The organism is Lentzea sp. NBRC 105346 (assembly GCF_030269605.1).
In the GTDB taxonomy this organism is placed as follows: Bacteria; Actinomycetota; Actinomycetes; order Mycobacteriales; family Pseudonocardiaceae; genus Lentzea.
Map to the genome: position 1 here is coordinate 591,886 of NZ_BSTQ01000002.1, position 21,652 is coordinate 613,537.

2 protein-coding genes are annotated in these 21,652 nt (G+C 70.7%); both read left to right on the forward strand.

The annotated features are described in order from the left end of the window. The first annotated feature begins 65 nt into the window (after positions 1-65). The gene (locus QSK35_RS06665; RefSeq protein ID WP_285743281.1) at positions 66-19,976 is read left to right on the forward strand and encodes a non-ribosomal peptide synthase/polyketide synthase; all 19,911 of its coding nucleotides are present in this window, start codon (positions 66-68) and stop codon (positions 19,974-19,976) included. Further along, the gene (locus QSK35_RS06670) at positions 19,964-20,917 is read left to right on the forward strand and encodes a TauD/TfdA family dioxygenase (protein ID WP_285743282.1); all 954 of its coding nucleotides are present in this window, start codon (positions 19,964-19,966) and stop codon (positions 20,915-20,917) included. The genes QSK35_RS06665 and QSK35_RS06670 overlap by 13 nt, the downstream gene beginning before the upstream one ends. The last annotated feature ends 735 nt before the right edge of the window (positions 20,918-21,652 follow it).

Consider the following 21,652-nt stretch of genomic DNA (forward strand, 5'->3'; position numbering starts at 1 on the left):
TGTCTGTCACCCCTTGATCGGTAACTCTGTGAGCGAATCACGGTGCGACCGAGAAGGTGACTCGTATGTCCGATGTGGACAACCGTCGGCTGCCCCTCTCCGCTGCACAGCGCGGTATCTGGTTCGCCCAGCAGCTGGATCCGGCGAACCCGACCTACGACAACGCGCAGTACCTGGACATCCGCGGCCCGGTGAACATCGGGCTGCTGCGGGAGGCGGTCCGCCGGACGGTGCTCGAGGTCGACTCCTGCCACTGCCGGTTCACCGAGGACGCCGACGGGGTGTGGCAGACCGTCGTGCGCGACCACGACTGGGCTCCCGAGATCGTCCACACCGAGGAACCCCACGCGTGGATGCGCGAGCAGCTCACCGAGACCTTCGACCTGGCCGGCGGGCCATTGATCAGCTTCGCCATCCTGCCGGTCGACGCCGGTCGCACGTTGCTCTACCTGCGCACCCACCACCTGGTCACGGACGGGTTCGGCGGCGCGCTGCTCGTCCGTCGCATCACGGAGATCTACACGGCGCTGGAGAACGGCACAGACTACCCGCCGACCGAGTCCGGGTCCCTGCAGCGGGTCCTGGAGGACGACGCCGCCTACCAGAGCTCGGAACAGTACACAAAGGACCGCGAGTTCTGGCGCAACGAGCTCCGCGACCTGCCGGAGTTCACCGGACGGCATGCCCCCGCGTCACACACCTTCCTCCGCCACACCCATCACCTGGCGGCCGAGACGGCGGCGTCACTGCGCCGACTCGCCCGTGAGTGCCGGGTGGGGTTGTCCGCGGTGCTGATCGCCGCACTCGGGGTCCAGCTGCACCGAGCCACCGGCGAGACGGACCTGATGATCGGGCTGCCCGTCCCGGCCCGCAAGGGCTCGGCGGTGCGCGACACCATCCTCATGATGGCGAACGAACTGCCGTTGCGGCTGCGCGCCCGGCCCGAGACCACCGTGCGCGAGCTCGCCGCCCACGCCGCCGGGCAGGCACGGAAGCTGTTGCAGCACCAGCGGTATCGCAACGACTGGGTGCAACGCGATCTCGGTGCGCTCGGCGCACGGCTGTACGGCCCCGTCATCAACATCATGTCGTTCGACTACGACCTGCCCATGGGCAACTGCACGATGACCGTGCACAACCTGTCCAACAGCGCGGTCGAGGACCTCGGCATCTCGGTGTACGACAACGCCGACGGCTCGCTGCGCATCGACTTCAACGCCAACCCGGCGCTCTACAGTCCCGACGACAACCTCGCCACCCTGCACCGCTTCGTCACCGTCCTCGACTCCATGGCGCGGAACCCGGACCGCGCGATCGGCTGCGTCGACGTCATCACGGCGGAAGAGGAGACGCACGCCCTCGAACGGGCGCAGGGCACGAGGTCAGAACTTCCCGCAGTCACCGTGCCCGAGTTGTTCGAGGCGCAGGTTGCGCGCACCCCTCACGCTCTCGCGCTCGTGTGCGGAGACGCCCAACTGTCCTATCAGGACCTGAACGACCAGGCGGACGCGCTCGCACGACACCTGGCCGCGCTGGGCGCCGGACCCGAACGCGTGGTCGCGCTGATGCTGCCCCGCGACGCGGACTTCGTCGTCGCGATGCTCGCCGTTTTCAAGACCGGCGCCGCCTACGTGCCGATCGACCCAGACCTGCCCGCCGACCGCATCGCGTTCCTGCTGGGCGACACCGACCCAGTGGTCACGCTCACCGAACTGCCGGAAACCCTTCAACCCGGAGAAGTTCGCGGGCCGGCACCGGAGAACCCGGCCTACGTCATCTACACCTCGGGGTCGACCGGCACACCGAAGGGTGTCGTGGTCCCGCACCGGGCGCTCACCGCGCTCTTCCACGCCCACCAAGAGCAGCTCTTCGGGCCACACGTCGGACCGGTCGCGGTCACCGCGAGCTTCTCGTTCGACACCTCGCTGGACGGTCTGCTGTGGATGATCGCCGGACATCCGCTGCACGTGCCGACCGACGACGTTCGCCGCGATCCGCGCGCGGTCGTGGACTACGTGCGCGAACACGGCATCGACTTCCTGGACGTCACGCCGAGCTACGCCGACCAACTGGTCGCCGCCGGGCTGCTGGACGGGCGCGCACCCTCGGTGCTCATGCTCGGCGGCGAGCCGGTGCCCGCGAACCTGTGGAACCGGCTGCGCGACCACGGCATCACCGCCCACAACTACTACGGGCCCACCGAGACCACCATCGACGCGACGTCGATCCCGGTGCACGACAGCGAGCAGCCGGCCATCGGGCGGCCGCTGCCGAACCTCACCACCCACGTGCTGGACCGCGGCCTGCGGCCGGTGCCGCGCGGTGTCGCCGGTGAGCTGTACATCGCAGGCCCGCAGCTAGCTCGCGGTTACCTGAACCGGCCGGGCCTGACCGCACAACGGTTCGTGGCGTGCCCGTTCGGAAACGGCAGGATGTACCGCACCGGCGACCTCGCCCGGTGGAACGACAATGACCAGCTGGAGTACCTCGGCCGCACCGACGACCAGGTCAAGGTGCGTGGCTTCCGGATCGAGCTCGGTGAGATCGAGGCGGCGATCCCCGGCCAGGCGGCGGTCGTCGTCAGGAACGACCGGCTCATTGCCTACGTCGTAGGCGACACCAGCGGACTGCGGGAGCACCTGGCCGCCACCCTGCCTAGCCACATGGTGCCCGCCGCTATCGTCGAACTCGACGCACTGCCGTTGACCCGCAACGGAAAGCTCGACCGATCAGCATTGCCGGATCCCGAGTACATCGCGCAAAGCCAAGCGCCACGCACCCCGCAGGAACAGGTCCTCTGCGAGCTGTTCGCCGAAGTCCTCGGCCTCGACCAGGTCGGCGTCGACGACGGCTTCTTCGACCTTGGCGGCCACTCCCTGCTCGCCACCAGGCTCGTCAGCCGCATCCGCACGGTCCTCGGCGTCGAGGTACCGATCCGGTTCGTCTTCGAGGCACCCACCGTCCGTGCCCTCACCGGTTTACTCGGCAACACCGGCACCGCGCGCCCGGCGTTGACCGCGCGCCAACGGCCGGAGCGCCTGGAACTGTCGTTCGCCCAACGACGGCTGTGGTTCCTCAACCGGTTCGAGGACAACGCCACCTACCACATGCCGCTGCTCTTGCGGCTGTCCGGCGAGCTCGACCGCGAGGCGCTGCAGGCCGCACTCAAGGACGTCGTGCGGCGGCACGAGGCACTGCGTACCCGGTACCCGGAGATCGACGGCCGGCCCCACCAGATCGTCACCGACGACTATCCCGTTCTGTCCGAAATGGACAGCGTGGAAGAGGCCGCTGCCAAGGGGTTCGATCTCGCGAACGAACTACCGATCCGGGCCTCGTTGTCGTCTACCAGCCCGACCGAGCACGCGCTGCTCCTTCTCGTGCACCACATCGCGGGCGACGGCTGGTCACTGGCACCGCTGGCCCGCGACCTCTCCGAGGCCTACCAGGCACGACTCGCGGGTATGTCCCCGGACTGGACCCCGCTGCCCGTCCAGTACGCCGACTACACCCTCTGGCAGCACGAGCTGCTGGGTGCCGAGGAAGATCCGGACAGCGTTGCGGCCCAGCAGATCCGCTACTGGCGGGAACAGCTGGCCGACCTGCCCGACGAGATCGCCCTGCCGGCCCGGCCACGCCCCGCGGAGACCAACAACCAGGGCGCGGCGATCACGGTCGACCTGGATGACGCCAAACTCGCCAAGCTGGCCCACGACACCGGCACCACCCGGTTCATGATCATGCACGCGGCCGTGTCGGCACTGCTGACGCGGCTGGGAGCGGGCACCGACATACCGCTCGGCAGCCCGATCGCCGGCCGCACCGACGAAGCGCTCGACGACCTCGTCGGCTTCTTCGTCAACACCCTCGTGATCCGCACCAGCACCGCGGGCAACCCCACGTTCCGCGAACTCCTCAACCGAGTCCGCGACACCATCCTCAACGCCCACGCCCACCAGGACCTGCCGTTCGAACGCCTGGTGGAGATCCTCAACCCGCCGCGGTCGCTCGCCAGGCACCCGCTGTTCCAGGTCATGCTCGCGGTCGAGAACGACGGTGACGCGAACATCGCCCTGCCGGGACTCGACGCCACCGTCGTCCCGGTCGACCTGGGCACGACGCCGTTCGACCTCTCGATCACCGTCGACGGCCCGGCCTGCACCGTCCAGTACCGCACGGACCTGTTCGACCACGACACCACGCGGTCGATCCTCGACCGCCTCGTCCGGCTGCTCGACGTCGTGACCGCGAACCCGGACCTGCCGATCGGCCACGCCGACATCCTCACCGACGGCGAACGTCAGCAAGTCAGCGACAACTCCAGCGGCCCCAGGCACGACCTGCCGTCCACCACCCTGCCGCAGCTCTTCGAGCTCCAGGCCGCCCGCACCCCGCATGCGGAAGCGGTCGTCTGCGCGGACACCCGACTGTCCTATCAGGACCTGAACGAGCGGGCCAACCGGCTGGCCCACCGGCTGATCGAGCAGGGGGCGGGCCCGGAACAGGTCGTGGCGCTGCGGCTCGACCGCTCGGCCGACCAGGTGGTGGCGCTGCTGGCCGTGCTCAAGACCGGCGCCGCCTACCTCCCGGTGGACACCGACCTCCCTGCCGACCGGATCGACTTCCTCCTGCGCGACGCGGCCCCGGCCCACGTGCTGACCGAGATCGGCGACCTCACGCCATATCCGGCGACCAACCCGGACGTCGTGATCGACCCGTCGAGCGCGGCGTACGTCATCTACACCTCGGGCTCCACCGGCCGCCCCAAGGGCGTCGTCGTCGAGCACCGCGGCGTCATCAACCTGCTGCACAACCACCACAACACGCTCGTCACCCCAGACGACATTCCCTTCGCCCTCACCGCGTCGTTCTCGTTCGACACGTCGTGGGAGGGCCTGCTGTGGATGTTCGCCGGCCATCCGCTGCACGTCCTCACCGACGAGGTGCGGCGGGACGCGCAGGCAGTCGTCGACTATGTGCGCGCCAACGACATCGGCGTTCTTGACGTCCCCGCGTCCTACGCCGAACAGCTCCTGTCGGTGGGACTCCTGGACAGCCCGCTGAAGGTCCTGATGCTCGGCGGCGAGGCCGTCGGCGCCGCACTGTGGCGTGAGCTGCGCGAACACCCCGAGACGATCAGCTACAACTACTACGGCCCCACCGAGGCCACCGTCGACACGGTGGCGCTGGCGTTGCGAGACAGCGTGCAGCCGGTCATCGGCCGGCCGCTGCGCAACACAACGGTCCACGTCCTGGACGACAACCTGCGCCACGTCCCGCCGGGCGTGCCCGGCGAGCTGTACCTCACCGGCGCGCAGCTCGCCCGCGGCTACCTGAACCGACCGGGCCTGACCGCACAACGGTTCCCGGCGAACCCGTTCGGCAACGGCCGCATGTACCGCACCGGCGACTTGGTGCGCTGGAACGACCGGGGCCACCTCGAGTACCTCGGCCGCACCGACGACCAGGTCAAGATCCGCGGTTACCGCGTCGAGCTCGGCGAGATCGAGGCGGCGATCCCCGGCCAGGCCGCGGTCATCGTCAGGAACGACCGGCTCATCGCCTACGTCGTCGGTGACACCAGCGGACTGCGCGAACACCTGGCCGCCACCCTGCCGAGCCACATGGTTCCCGCCGCGATCGTCGAACTCGACGCGTTGCCGTTGACCCGCAACGGGAAACTCGACCGTGCCGCACTACCCGAACCCGAGTTCACCACCGAAGGCCAGGCGCCACGCACGCCGCGGGAACAGGTCCTCTGCCAAGTGTTCTCCGAGGTCCTGAACGTCGAGCGGGTCGGCATCGACGACGGCTTCTTCGACCTGGGCGGCCACTCCCTGCTCGCCACCAGGCTGGTCAGCCGGATCCGGACGACGCTGCACGCCGAGGTGTCCGTCCGGGCCATCTTCGACACCCCGACGGTCCGCGGGCTGGCGGCGGCACTGGACGACACCCCGGCCCGGCCCGCGCTCACCCCGGCCGAGCGGCCCGAGCGAATCCCGCTGTCGTCCGCGCAGCAACGCCTGTGGTTCCTCAACCGCCTCGGCGACGACGCCGCCTACAACATGGCGCTGGTACTGCGGCTGTCCGGCGAACTGCACGTCGCCGCGCTCGAAGCCGCGCTCAACGACGTCGTGGCACGTCACGAGACGCTGCGCACCCGCTACCCGGACGTCGACGGCACGCCGTACCAGCTGATCGGCACCGATATCGTGCAACTGTCCCTTGTAGACGATCTCGACGAGATCGTCACCAAACGGTTCGATCTCGCAACGGAACCGCCGATCCGCTTCGCCCTGACGACCACGAGTCCGACCGAGCACGCACTGCTCCTGGTGGTGCATCACATCGCGGGCGACGGCTGGTCAGTCGCTCCCCTGGCCGAAGACCTGTCGGCCGCCTACACCGCCCGGCTCGCGGGCACCGCCCCGGCCTGGACCCCGCTGCCCGTCCAGTACGCGGACTACGCCCTGTGGCAACGCGGCGTGCTCGGCGACGAGCACGACCCGGACAGCGTTGCGGCACAACAGGTCCGCTACTGGCGCGAGCAGCTCGCCGATCTCCCTGACGAGCTCAACCTGCCGTCCCGGCCACGACCAGCGCACCCCGGCAGCCGCGGCGCCCTGATCCCGATCGACCTGGGCGCACAGCGGTACGGGCGGATCGAGGCGTTGGCGCGCACCACGGGCACCACGGTGTTCATGATCGTGCAGGCCGCGGTCGCCACCCTGCTCACGCGGCACGGCGCGGGCACGGACATCCCGCTCGGCACGCCGATCGCCGGGCGCACCGACGAAGCACTCGACGACCTCATCGGCTGCTTCGTCAACACCCTGGTCCTGCGCACCGACACTAGCGGCAACCCCACGTTCCGCGAACTGCTCGCCCGAGTCCGCGACACCACCCTCGACGCCCACGCCCACCAGGACCTGCCCTTCGAACGGCTCGTCGAGATCCTCAACCCGCCGCGCACGCCGTCCCGGCACCCGCTGTTCCAGGTCATGCTGACCATGGACAACACCGCCGACGGCATCCCGAACCTGCCGGGACTGGACGTCACGGCCGAGGGCAAGGTGGTCGACGCGGCCAAGTTCGACCTGTCGATCACCCTGCGGGACGGCGAGGGCTGGATCGAGTACCGCACCGACCTGTTCGACCACGACATGGTCGAGAGCCTGCTCGCGCGGCTGGTCCGGCTGCTCGACGCCGCCACGGCCGACCCCGACGCGCGGATCTTCGGCGTGGATCTCCTCACCGCCGACGAGCGGACGGACACACTGGCCCGGTCCCGCGGGCCGCAGCGGCCCGTGCCCGCCGCAACGGTCGTCGACCTGTTCGAAGCCCAGGTCGCCCGCACCCCGGACGCGATCGCGCTGGTGCACAACCAGGAAAGTCTGTCCTATCAGGACCTGAACGCGCGGGCCAACCGCCTGGCAAGGTCGCTCGTCGCCAAGGGCGCGGGACCCGAACGCCTTGTCGCGCTACTCATGTCCAACTCGGCCGACGCCGTCGTCGCCTGCCTCGCCGTGCTCAAGACGGGTGCCGCGTACCTGCCGATCGACCCGGACGCCCCGGCCGAGCGGATCGAGTACACCCTCGCCGACGCGGCACCGGTGTGCGTGCTGACCAGCGCGGACACCGACGAGCAGGACGCCTCCGAACTAAAGACCCACATCGACCCGTCGACCCCGGCGTATGTGATCTATACGAGTGGGTCCACGGGCCGGCCCAAGGGCGTCGTGGTCGAACACCGCAGCGTCGTCGACTACCTCACGTGGTGCGCGGACGCCTATCCCGCGGCGACGGGCCGCACGCTCGTGCACTCGCCGATCACGTTCGACCTCACGGTCACCGGCCTGTACACCACGCTCACCACGGGCGGCTGCGTGGAACTGGGCAAGATCGACGACGCCGGCGAGGAGATCGCGTTCCTCAAGGCCACCCCGAGCCACCTGCCGCTGCTGACCGCGTACCGCTCCCCCACCGACCTGCTGATCCTCGGCGGCGAACAGCTGCGCGGCGAGGCTCTCACCGAGTGGCGCGCACAGCACCCCGGCGTCACCGTGATCAACGCCTACGGCCCGACCGAGGCGACCGTCAACGTCACGCAGTACACCGTGCCGGACGTCGTGGCGCCAGGTCCGGTGCCGATCGGCACGCCGTTCCCCAACACGGCGGTCTACGTGCTGGACGAGGCGCTGAACCTCGCCCCGGCCGGGGTGACCGGCGAGCTCTACCTCGCGGGCGCCGCGCTGGCCCGCGGCTACCTCAACCAGCCGGGCCTGACCGCGCAACGGTTCGTGGCGTGCCCGTTCAGTGAAAGCAGGATGTACCGCACCGGCGACCTCGCCCGGTGGAACCACGACGGACAGCTCGAGTTCGTCGGCCGCGCCGACGACCAGGTCAAGATCCGCGGCTTCCGCGTCGAGCTCGGCGAGATCGAGGCGGCGATCCCCGGCCACGCCGCGGTCATCGTCCGCGACGACCGGCTCATCGCATACGTCGTCGGCGAGACCGAGGGCTTGCGGCAACGGCTGGCCGACCGGTTGCCGAGCCACATGGTGCCCGCCGCGTTCGTGCGCCTCGACGCGCTGCCGTTGACGCGCAACGGAAAGCTCGACCGCAAGGCGCTGCCCGACCCGGAGTACACCGCGCGCGGCCGGGGACCTCGCACGCCACGGGAGCAGATCCTCTGCCGGTTGTTCGCCGAAGTGCTCGGGATCGACCACGTCGGCGTCGACGACGACTTCTTCGACCTCGGCGGGCATTCGCTGCTCGCGACCAGGCTGGTCAGCCGGATCCGCACCACGCTGAAGGTCGAGGTGCCGCTGCGCGCGGTCTTCGAGCGGCCCACGGTCGAGGGGCTCGCCAAGCTGGTCCTGGACACCGCTCGCCCGGCGCTGGTCCCGGCGAACCGGCCCGAGCGCCTACCGTTGTCCTACGCGCAGCAACGCCTGTGGTTCCTCAACCGCCTCGACAACGACGCCACCTACAACATGCCGCTGTTCGTGCGGCTGTCCGGCGAACTCGACCGCGACGCACTACAGGAGGCGCTCGCCGACGTCGTGCGACGGCACGAAAGCCTGCGCACGCTGTTCCCCGATGTCGACGGCAAGCCGTATCAGCTGATCGTCGACGACGTTCCGCGACTGTCCTTTGTGGACACCATTGACCTGGCGAAGGACGCGGCTGAAGCGGCGAACACCGGGTTCGACCTCGCGGCGGAACTGCCGATCCGGGCCACCCTGTTCGCGACCGGCCCGGCCGAGCACGCACTGCTGCTCCTGGTCCACCACATCGCGGGCGACGGCTGGTCCCTCGCACCACTGGCCCGCGATCTCGCGCACGCCTACACCGCGCGACGGGACGGCACCGCACCCGACTGGGCTCCCCTGCCCGTCCAGTACGCCGACTACACCCTGTGGCAACGCGAGGTCCTCGGCACCGAGAACGACCCGGAAAGCCTGCTGTCCCAGCAGATCCGGTACTGGCGCGCCCAGCTCGCCGACCTCCCCGACGAGCTCGCGCTGCCCACCGACCGCCCGCGGCCCGCCGAAGCCAGCAACGAGAGCGCGACCGTCACCGTCGAGGTGCACGCGAAGCTCGCCGAGCTGGCCCGAGACACCGGCACGACCGTGTTCATGGTCGTGCAGGCCGCGGTGTCGGCCCTGCTGACCCGGCTCGGTGCGGGCACCGACATCCCATTGGGCACCCCGATCGCCGGGCGCACCGACGAAGCGCTCGACGACCTCGTCGGCTTCTTCGTCAACACCCTGGTGCTGCGCACCAACACTCAGGGCAACCCCACGTTCCGCGAACTGCTCACCAGGGTGCGCGAGATCGACCTGGCCGCATACGCGCACCAGGACCTGCCGTTCGAACGGCTCGTCGACGTCCTCAACCCGGCCCGCTCGCAGACCAGGCACCCGCTGTTCCAGGTCATGCTGGTCGTGCAGAACTTCGCGCGGCCGGAGCTGGAGCTGCCCGGCCTGGACGTCGGCGCGCCGCTGCTCCCGGCGAACACCACCCCGTTCGACCTGATGTTCCGGCTGGAGGGCACGGCACTCGACGTCCAGTACCGCACCGACCTGTTCGACCAGGACACCGTCCGGTCGATCGCCGACCGGCTCGTCCGGCTGCTCGACACCGTCGCCGCGGATCCCGACGTGCCCTTCGGTGCCGTCGAGCTGCTCACCCCGGCCGAACGCGCGGGGCTGCTCACCTGGTCCGCAGGCCGTCCGCTCGCCCCGCTGGGCGTCACGCTGCCCGCACTGCTGGAGGCGCAGGCCGCTCGCACCCCGCACGCGGTCGCCGTGCGGTGCGGCGCCGCCGAACTGTCCTATGCGGAGCTCAACGCGCGGGCGAACCGGCTGGCGCGGTGGTTGATCGCGCACGGCGCGGGACCGGACCGGCTCGTGGCGGTGAGCCTGCCGCGCACGGCCGAGCTGCTGGTCGCGCTGCTCGCCGTGCTCAAGTCGGGCAGCGCCTACCTGCCGCTGGACCCGGAGTATCCAGCGGAGCGGATCGACTACATGCTCGCCGACGCCGCTCCAGCGCACGTGCTCACCGCGCTCGCCGAGACCGGCGAGTATTCCGACTCCGACGTGACGGATGCCGACCGGATCAGCCCGCTGACGCCCGCACACGCCGCCTACGCCATCTACACCTCCGGCTCGACCGGCCGGCCCAAGGGCGTGGTGATCACGCACGACAGCGTGGTGGACCTGCTGCGGTGGGCGGTCGAGGACTTCGGCCCCGACCGGCTGCGCAAGGTTCTCGCAACGGCGTCGCTGAACTTCGACCCGTCGGTGTTCGAGCTGTTCGCGCCGCTGGCGTGCGGCGGCACGGTCGAGCTGGTGCGCGACCTGCTGGCGCTGACCGAGCTGCCCGGCGGGCGGTGGCGGGGCAGCATGATCCTGGCACTGCCATCGGCGTGGTCGCGGGTGCTGGCGCACGGCGGGGTCACCATCGCCGCCGACGACGTGGTCTTCGGCGGCGAAGGCCTGACGCTGCCGACCGCTCGGATGATCCGGACCGCGGTGGGCGCCACCAGGATCACCAACGCCTACGGCCCGACCGAGGCCTGCATGACCGCCACCGCGTGGTACGGCGAAGACGCGGTCACCCACGCGCCGCCGATCGGCGGGCCGCTGCCCGGCAAGCGCACCTACGTACTCGACGGCGACCTCCAACTCGTGCCGCGCGGCGTGCCGGGCGAGCTGTACATCGCGGGTTCCGGGCTGGCGCGCGGGTATCTGCACCGGCCGGCGCTGACCGCGGAACGGTTCGTGGCGTGCCCGTTCGAACGCGGTCGCATGTACCGGACCGGCGATGTCGTGCGGTGGAACGCGTCCGGTGATCTCGAGTACCTGGGCCGCGCCGACGACCAGGTCAAGATCCGCGGGTTCCGCATCGAACCTGGTGAGGTCGAGGCCGCCCTCATCGGCCACGACCACGTCCAGCGGGCGGCCGTGGTCGTGCGCGAGGACCGGCCAGGCGACCGGCGGCTGGTCGGCTACGTCGTCACCTCGAAACCGTGTGCGCCCACCGAGCTGCGGGACTTCGCCGCGGCCCGGCTGCCCGTCCACCTGGTGCCGTCGGCGATCGTCGTGCTGGACGACTTCCCGTTGTCCCCCAACGGAAAGCTGGACCAGCGCGCGCTGCCCGCACCGGAGTTCGAGATCGTCGCCGAGGCGCCGCGAACTCCACGCGAGGAGCTGGTGTGCCGCCTGTTCGCCGACGTGCTCGGGCTGCCCGCGGTCTCCCCGCGCGACGGCTTCTTCGCGCTGGGCGGCGACAGCATCCTGGCGATCCAGCTCGTCAGCCGGGCCCGCAAGGCGGGGGTGCACTTCACACCACGGGACGTGTTCGCGTACCAGACCCCGGCCGCGCTCGCCAGGGTCCGCGAGCAGGAGGTGCTCGTCGAGCGGGACGATCCCATCGGCCCGGTGCCCGCCACGCCGATCATGCGATGGCTGGCCGACATCGGCGGTCCCGCCGACCACTTCCACCAGTCGGTGCTGCTCGTCGTCCCGCCCGGTATCCGCAAGGAACACCTGGTCGGCGCACTGCAGGCCGTGCTCGACCACCACGACATCCTGCGATCCAGGACGACCGAGGACGGGCTGGAAGTGTTGCCGCGCGGCGCAGTCCGCGCGGAAGACGTGCTCCGGCGTGTCCCCAGGCTTGATCGGGAGCTCGCCGAAGAGACCAAGAAGGCTCTGGATCCGGCCGGTGGAGCCATGATTCGGGCGCTGTGGGTCGACGCCGGGCCCGAGCATCCGGGCCGGTTGCTGCTGTGCGCGCACCACTTCGCGGTCGACGGCGTGTCCTGGCGGATCCTGCTGCCGGACCTGCTGGCCGCGCACGACGCCCTCGCGGCCGGAGCGGTGCCCGAGCTCGAACCGGTCGGCACGTCGTTCCGGACGTGGGTCGCGCAGCAGGTCGCCGTGGCCGCCAAGCGCGGCGCGGAACTCCAGGTGTGGCAACACGAGGACGCGCCGCTCATCGCCCGGCCGCTCGACCCGGCGGTCGATGTGGCGGCCACCGCGCGGCGCCTGACGCTCACCCTGCCCGCCGCGGTCACCACCCCGCTGCTCACGACCGTCCCCGCCGCGTGCCACGCCCGCGTCACCGACGTCCTGATCGCCGCACTGGCGCTGGCGGTCGCCGGGTGGCGGCGCACCACGGACGTGCTGCTGGAGGTCGAGGGCCACGGCCGCGAGGACATCGGCACCGGTGCCGACCTGTCCCGCACGGTCGGCTGGTTCACCAGCGTCTATCCCGTGCGGCTGGACGTGGCCACGGCACCGGGGAACGTGCTCAAGCACGTCAAGGAACAGCTCCGGGCGTTGCCGGACAACGGGATCGGCTACGGAATGCTGCGCTACCTCAACCCGGACACGGCCGAGGTGCTGGCCGCACAGCCACGGCCGCAGATCGGGTTCAACTACCTCGGCCGGGTCGGCTCCTCGATGTCCGGCTGGGACATCGCCGACGAGGACGACGTGCTGGCCGATGGCGCCGACGAGCGGATGCCGCTGCCGCACGTGATCGCGGTCAACGCCTCCACTGTGGACGGTGAGCTGTCCGCGACCTGGACCTGGGCGGGCGAGGTGCTCACCGAGGCGGCCGCGCGGGACCTGGCCGAGCGGTGGTTCCGCGCGCTCGAACTGCTCGCGGAGCAGCCGGGCGGCGGGCACACGCCGAGCGACTTCCCGCTGACCGCGGTGACCCAGCGCGACATCGACCGGTTCGAGACCTCACCGCACGGCATGGCGGACGTGCTGCCGCTCGCGCCGCTGCAGGAGGGCCTGCTCTTCCACAGCCTCTACGACCAGGACTCGCCGGACGTCTACCTGCTGCACATGGTTCTTGAGCTCGAAGGACCGCTGGACGCGGCCGCGCTGCGGGCCGCCGGGCAGGGGTTGCTGGACCGGCACGCGAACCTGCGGGTGTCGTTCGAGCAGACCGAGGCCGGCGACCCGGTTCAGGTCGTCGCCGAGCACGTCGCGTTGCCGTGGCGGGAGATCGACCTCACCGGGCAGCCGGACTCGGAGTGGGAGCGTGTGGTGCGGGAGACCCGTACCCAGCGGCTCGACCTCTCCGAGCCGCCGCTGCTGCGCGGCACGCTGGTCCGGCTCGCGCCCGACCGGCACCGGTTCCTGTTGAGCGCGCATCACATCCTGCTCGACGGCTGGTCCATGCCGGTGCTGTTGACCGAGCTGTTCACGTTGTACGGCCGGAAGAACAGCCTGCCCGCGGTCACGCCGTACCGCGACTACCTGGTGTGGCTCGCCGGGCAGGACCACGAGCTGGCGCGCGCGGCGTGGACGAGGTCGTTGGCGGGCCTCGAGGAACCCACCCGGATCACCCGCACCGCGCCGGGTCTCGTGCCGGTCGCCGGGCAACGGGTGATCGTCGAGGCGTCCGAGGAACTCACCGACGCGCTGACCGCGCTGGCCCGCAAGCTCGGCGTCACGCTCAACACCGTTCTGCAGTGCGCATGGGGTCTGCTGCTCGCGAGCCTCACCGGGCGCGACGACGTGGTCTTCGGCGCGACCGTGAGCGGGCGTCCCGCGCAGCTCGCGGGCGCCGAGACGATGCTTGGCCTGTTCATCAACACGCTGCCGGTCCGGATGCGGATCCGGCCCGGCGACTCGGTGGCCGCCCTGCTCCGACGGGTGCAGGAGGAGCAGTCCGAACTGCTGCCGCACCACCACTTCCCGCTCGCGCGGCTGCATCGGATCACCGGCCTGACCGAGCTGTTCGACACCACGATGGTGTTCGAGAACTACCCGCTCGACAGCGAGGCGCTCGAGGAGGCGATCACCGGGATCCATGTCACCGACGCGCACGGGTTCGACTCCAACCACTACCCGCTCAACCTCACCGTCATGCCGGACAAGCGGCTGGGGCTGAAGCTCGGGTACCAGCCCACGCTGCTCGACCACGAGACCGTCACCGCGCACGCGCACCGGCTGCTGGCCGTCCTGGCGGCCTTCGTCGCCGATCCCGAGCGCAGCGCCCGCGGCGTCGAGCTGTTCGCGCCCGGTGAGCGGGACCGGCTGCTCGCGGCGTCGCGCGGACCGGTCCGCGCGGTACCGGACTCGACGCTGCCCGCGTTGTTCGAGGCACAGGTCGAACGGACTCCGGACGCCATCGCGCTGATCGTGGGTGATACCCAACTGTCCTATCAGGACCTGAACCGGCGGGCGAACCGGTTGGCGCACCACCTGATCGGCCGTGGTGTCGGCCCGGACCAGCTGGTCGCGCTGCGGTTGCCGCGGTCGGCCGATCTGGTCGTGGCGTGCCTGGCAGTGCTCAAGGCGGGCGCGGCGTACCTGCCGATCGAGGCCGACCACCCGGCCGACCGGATCGCGTTCACGCTCGCCGACGCACAACCGGTTCTCGTGCTGGATTCCGTTGCCGGCGCCGGAGGTCCGGACACGAACCCAGCCGTCGAGTTCTCTTCGCACACCGCCGCGTACGTGATCTACACGTCCGGGTCGACCGGCCGCCCGAAGGGCGTCGTGGTGTCCCACCACAACGTCGTCAACTACCTGGCGTGGTGCCTGGAGGCGTACCCCGGCGTCCGCGACAGCGCGCTCGTGCACTCCCCGGTGTCGTTCGACCTCACCGTGACCGGGCTGTACGCGCCGCTCATCTCCGGCGGCACCGTGCACCTCGGCGAGCTGGCCGAAGGGGCGTACAGCTTCATCAAGGCGACGCCCAGCCACCTGCCGCTGCTGACCGCGTTGCCCGAGCGGTGCTCGCCGACCGGTCAGCTCGTCCTCGGCGGCGAACCGCTGCCCGGCGACCAGCTCGACGCGTGGCGGCGCCTGCACCCCGCGGTCGCGGTGGTCAACGAGTACGGGCCCACCGAGACCACCGTGGGGTGCAGCGAGTTCCGGATCGAGCCGGGTGCGGAGATCCCGCGGTCCGTGCTGCCGCTGGGGCTGCCGATCTGGAACACCGACATGTTCGTGCTGGGCGACCGGCTCACCCCGCGGCCCGCCGGCGTGACCGGCGAGCTGTACATCGCGGGACACCAGCTCGCCCGCGGCTACCTGAACCGGCCCGGTCTCACGGCGGAGCGGTTCGTCGCCAACCCGTTCGGCGGTCCGGGTGAACGCATGTACCGCACGGGTGACCTGGCGCGGTGGACCGTGTCCGGCGAGCTGGAGTTCGCGGGCCGCGTCGACCACCAGGTCAAGATCCGTGGCTACCGCGTGGAGCTCGGCGAGATCGAGGCGACGCTGGCGGCGCACCCTGCGGTCGCACAGGCCGTCGTGATCGTGCGCGACGACCGGCTGATCGCCTACGTCGTGCTCGGCGAGGCGTTGGATCCGTTGCTGCTGAAGGACTTTGTGACGGACCGGCTACCCGAGTACATGGTGCCGTCGGCGTTCGTCGAGCTGGACGAGCTGCCGTTGACGCGCAACGCGAAGCTGGACAAGGACGCCCTGCCCGCGCCGGGCGTCACGGTCAGCGGCCGCGCGCCGCGCTCGCCGCGGGAACAGATCCTGGCGCAGCTGTTCGCCGAGGCGCTGGGGTTGGACGAGGTCGGGATCGACGACGACTTCTTCGCCCTGGGCGGTCATTCGCTGATCGCGACCAAGCTGGTGAGCCGCATCCGCACGGTGATGCAGGCCGAACTGCCCATCCGCGCGGTGTTCGAGCACCCGACGGTCAGCCGGCTCTTCGCGCTGCTGGACGAGACCACGATCGCCCGGCCGACGCTGGTGCCGGTCGAGCGGCCCGAACGGGTTCCGCTGTCGTTCGCCCAGCAACGCCTGTGGTTCCTCAAGCGGTTCGAGACCAACGAGTCCACGTACAACATGCCGATCTTCCTGCGGCTGTCCGGGCCGATCGACGCGGACGCGCTGCAGGCCGCGCTGGCCGACGTGGTGGGGCGGCACGAGAGCCTGCGCACGCTGTACCGGGAAGAGGACGGCCGGCCGTACCAGCTCGTCGTGCCCGCCAGTCCAGTCCTGTCCACTATGGACGTTTCGAGCCACGAGCTGGACCGCGTCGTGGCCAAGATCGCCGCGGCAGGGTTCGACCTCGCCGAGGAGCTGCCGATCCGGGCGACGTTGTTCGCGCTGGGCGACGACGAGTTCGCGCTCCTGCTGCTGGTGCACCACATCGCGGGTGACGGCTGGTCGCTCGCACCGCTGGCCCGCGACCTGTCCCAGGCCTACACCGCCCGGCTCGGCGGCACCGCCCCCGAGTGGGAGTCGCTGCCCGTCCAGTACGCGGACTACAGCCTGTGGCAACGCGACGTCCTCGGTGACGAGAACGACCCGGAAAGCCTGCTGTCGCAGCAGATCCAGTACTGGCGGGCCCAGCTCGCCGACCTCCCGGACGAGCTGGCGCTGCCCACCGACCGGCCACGACCGGCCGTCGCCACCCATCACGGCGCGACGGTCACCACCGAGCTTCCCCAGGAGCTGCGCAAGAAGCTGGCCGCGCTCGCCCGCGGCACCGGCACCACCGAGTTCATGATCATGCACGCGGCGCTGGCCACCCTGTTGACGCGGCTGGGCGCGGGGACGGACATCCCGATCGGCAGCCCGGTCGCCGGGCGCACCGACTCGACGCTCGACGACCTGGTCGGGTTCTTCGTCAACACCCTGGTGCTGCGCACGAACACCGCGGGCGACCCGGCGTTCCGCGACCTGCTCGCCGGGGTGCGGGAGACGCATCTTTCCGCGCACGCCAACCAGGACCTGCCGTTCGACCGGCTGGTGGAGCTGCTCAACCCGAGGCGTTCGCTGGCCAGACATCCGCTGTTCCAGGTCATGCTGGTGGTGCAGAACTACGCCGACGGCGCGCTGGACCTGCCCGGTGTCGAGGTCGGGTCCTGCGAGCCGGTGCGGCTGGACACCACCAAGTTCGACCTGACCTTCACCCTCGACGGCACGTCGCTGGACCTGCAGTACCGCACCGACCTGTTCGACCAGGGCACCGCGCGGTCGATTCTCGACCGGCTCGTCCGCGTGCTCACCGCGGTGACCGCGCACCCGGACCGGCCCATCGGCCACATCGACGTCCTCACTACCGATGAACGGCAGAGCCTGCTCGCCCACGGCCGCGGACCGGTGTGCGCCGGGCCGCCTGCCACGCTCCCGGCGTTGTTCCGGGCCCAGGTCGCCCGCACCCCGGACGCGACCGCGGTGATCTGCGGCAACGCCCGACTGTCCTATCAGGACCTGTATGACCGGGCGAACCGGTTGGCGCACTGGCTGATCGCGCGGGGTGCGGGTCCGGAGCGGATCGTCGCCGTCATGCTGCCGCGGTCGGCCGACGCCGTCGTCGCCCAGCTGGCGATCGCGTTCGCCGGCGCCGCCTACCTGCCGATCGACCCGGACTACCCGCGGGAACGCATCGACTTCCTGCTGCAGGACGCGGCGCCGCGGGTGTTGCTGACCGAGCTGCCGGAGCTCTCCGGGCCGGTCGCTCCTCCGGTGACCACCCTGTGCCCGTCACATCCGGCATACGTGATCTACACGTCCGGATCCACCGGCCGGCCCAAGGGTGTCGTGGTGTCGCATGCCGGCCTGACGAACCTCGCGCGGGCGCAGGCCACGACGCTGGGTGTCCGGCCGGACAGCCGCGTGCTGCGGTTCGCGTCGGCGAGCTTCGACGCGTCGATCTGGGAACTGGCCATGACGTTGCTGACCGGTGCGACCCTCGTCGTCGCCCCTGCGGACCAGGTGCTACCGGGCGCTCCGCTGGCGGAACTGGCCGCGCGCCAGGAGATCACGCACGCGACGCTCCCGCCGGCCGCGCTGGCCGTGATGTCCCCGGACGACCTGCCGTCGGTCACCACGCTGGTCGTCGCGGGCGAGGCGAGTTCCGCTGAGCTGGTGGGCAAGTGGTCGCAGGGCCGCACGTTGTTCAACGCCTACGGCCCCACCGAGACGACCGTGTGCGCGACGATCAGCGCGCCGCTGACGGAGGCAGTGCCGCCCCCGATCGGCCGGCCGCTGGCGAACACCGGCGTGTACGTGCTGGACTCGGCATTGCGGCTGCTGCCACCCGGTGTGACCGGCGAGCTGTACGTGTCGGGCGCCCAGCTCGCACGGGGCTATCTCGCGCGGCCGGGCCTGACCGCGCAACGGTTCGTGGCGTGCCCGTTCGAACCGGGCCGGATGTACCGCACCGGTGACCTGGCGCGGTGGGACACTGCCGGACAGCTGCATTTCGTCGGCCGCGCCGACGACCAGGTCAAGATCCGCGGCTTCCGGATCGAACCGGGTGAGATCGAGGCGGCGATCCCGGGACAGGCCGCGGTGATCGTGCGCGACGACCGGCTCGTCGCGTACGTGGTCGGCGAGACCGAAGGGCTGCGGGAGCGCCTGGCCGCCTCGTTGCCGGGCCACATGGTGCCCGCCGCGATCGTCTCGCTGGACGCGTTCCCGTTGACCCCGAACGGAAAGCTCGATCGTCGCGCGCTGCCCGCGCCGGAGTACGCGTCCACCGGCCGGGAGCCCCGCACGCCGCAGGAGCACGAGCTGTGCCGGTTGTTCGCGGAGACGCTGGGACGGCCGTCGGTCACCATCGACGACGACTTCTTCGACCTGGGCGGGCATTCCCTGCTCGCCATGGGCCTGCTCAGCCGCATCCGCGACGAGCTCGGCACCGAGGTGTCGATCAGGTCGCTCTTCGCCACGCCGACCGTCGCCGGGCTGGTCGGGTTCCTGGGCACGGGCGGCCGGGACGACGCGCTCGCCGTCGTCCAGCCGCTGCGGGTGCAGGGCAACCGCCCGCCGCTGTTCTGCCTGCCCCCGGCGGGCGGGATGAGCTGGAGCTACGCCGGTCTGCTCCGGCACCTCGATCTCGACCAGCCCGTCTACGGCCTGCAGGCCGCCGGGTTGTCCGATCCCGCCGCGGTTCCGTCGAGCGTCGAGGACGACGTACTCATGTACCTCCACCACATCCAGCGGATCCAGCCCACCGGCCCGTACCAGCTGCTGGGCTGGTCGTACGGTGGCCTGCTGGCCCACGGCATCGCCGTCGAGCTGCAGCGCCGCGGCAAGGAGGTGGCGCTGGTGGCGCTGCTCGACTCGTATCCGCACGACGGGCCGTTCGAGGAGACTCCACCCGAGGGTGTGCTGGAGGCCCTGCTGGAAGCGGTCGGCGTACCCGCCGCCACGGACGTCACCACGGCAACGGCTTTGCTGCGCGAACATGGCGGATTCCCCTGGGAGGTCGAGGAATCCGACGTCGCCGCGTTCGTCGCCACGTACCAGCGGAGCAGCCGGCTCGCCCAGCACCACACCCCCGGCCTGTTCGACGGCGACATCCAGCTGTTCACCGCCAGGGGATCCACGCGTTCGGACGCCTGGCGCCACCACGTCACCGGCGAAATCCACTCGCACGCGATCGACGCGTCGCACCACCACATGACCCGCCCCGAACCACTCGCCCGCATCGGCGCCGTCCTTTTAGGAGCGACATGCTCACGATGACGTCCTTCGACGAGGTCCTGACCCTCACCGACGCGATCTCCGTCGAGAAGGTCGCCCACGAACTGTGCGCGGGCACCATCGACTCGGCCGCGTGGGTGGACACCGCCCGCGAGGCGTGGGACGACCTGCCGTCGTCCCTGCGCCGGGCGGTGCGCCGCTTCCGCAGGCACTCCGGCCCGCGCGGCGCGTTGCTGCTGCGCGGGCTGCCCGTCGACGAGACAGCACTGCCCCGCACACCGACCGTCGACGGCTCGGTCCAGCGCGTCGCCACCACCCCGGCGGCCGTGCTCATGCTGCTCGCGTGCGGTCTCGGCGACCCGATCGCGTACCGGCGGGAGAAGTCCGGCGCGCTCGTGCAGGACGTGGTTCCCGTGCCGGGCAAGGAGAACTTCCAGGGCAACGCCGGCTCGGTCATGCTGTCCTTCCACACCGAGAACGCCTTCCACCCGTACCGCCCGGACTACGTCGCGCTGCTGTGCCTGCGCCCCGACCACGACCGCCAGGCAGAGCTGCGCACCGCGTGCATCCGCGAGGTCTCACTTCCGTGCGACACCAAGGAAGTGCTGTTCAGCGCCGAGTTCCGCACCGACCCGCCCCCGTCGTTCGGCGGCGGCGACTCCACGGCGCCGCACCCGGTGCTGACGGGTTCCTGGGACGACCCCGACCTGCGGGTCGACCTCTCCGCGACCGCACCGCTCACCGCGCGGGCGGCGTCCGCCCTGGCGTCGCTACAGGAACACCTGACCCTCGCCGTGCGGACCGTGCGCCTCGTCCCCGGCGACCTGGCCATCGTCGACAACCGCGTGACCGTGCACGGGCGCAGCGAGTTCACCCCGCGCTACGACGGGCGGGACCGTTGGCTGCAACGGACTTTCGTCGCCACCGACCTGCGCCGGTCGCGCGGATGCCGGCCGTACGACGGGTACGTCGTCGAGGACTGACTCGATCTCATCGCGCTCATGAGTGACGCCGTGGAGGCCGCTCAGGTACTCCGCGGCCCGCCGCCTGCTCCAGCCGTGGGCGTCCATCAGGCCCAGGCCCAGCATCCGCAGGTACGGCTTCGACGGCGGGACGAGCGGCTCGAACCTCGACGGTGCCGTGAAGGTCAGCATCGGGTGGCCGTCGCGGGTGCCGAGGTGGAGCAGCGTCTCGTACCGGCCGTCGCCGAGCCTGGCCCGGCCGGTCGCCAGCACCTCGCTCAGGTCGAGGTCCGCGCCCGGTTCCCGGTACATCTCCTGTTCGCAGACGTCCGAGAACTGCCGGCTGGTGATCAGGTACGCGCGCATGTAGGCGGTGCCCGGCAGGTCGCGGTCGAAGAAGGCACGTCCGCCGAACCACACCGGGGACTCGGTGGCGAAGTAGACCCCGCCGTCCACCTCGACGCCCTCCGTCCGCCTCGGCGCCTGGGTGTCGCGGCATCCCGGATAGCAGCGGTTGGCGCCGTCCGGGGTGCCGCCCGCCAGGTAGCAGGCGAACCTCTCCGCGTGCATGTTCGACCCGTAGCTCACGTACCAGACCAGGTCCGTCATCGCGCCACCTCCACGCCGGATTGTTCAACAATCCAAGGGTAAGATTGTTCAACAGTTGAGCAATCCAACGATCGGTGGACATAGGGGATCTGAATCCCCGGCTAGCGAACGTGACGTTCGGGGACATAGATGCCCCTGAACGCAACG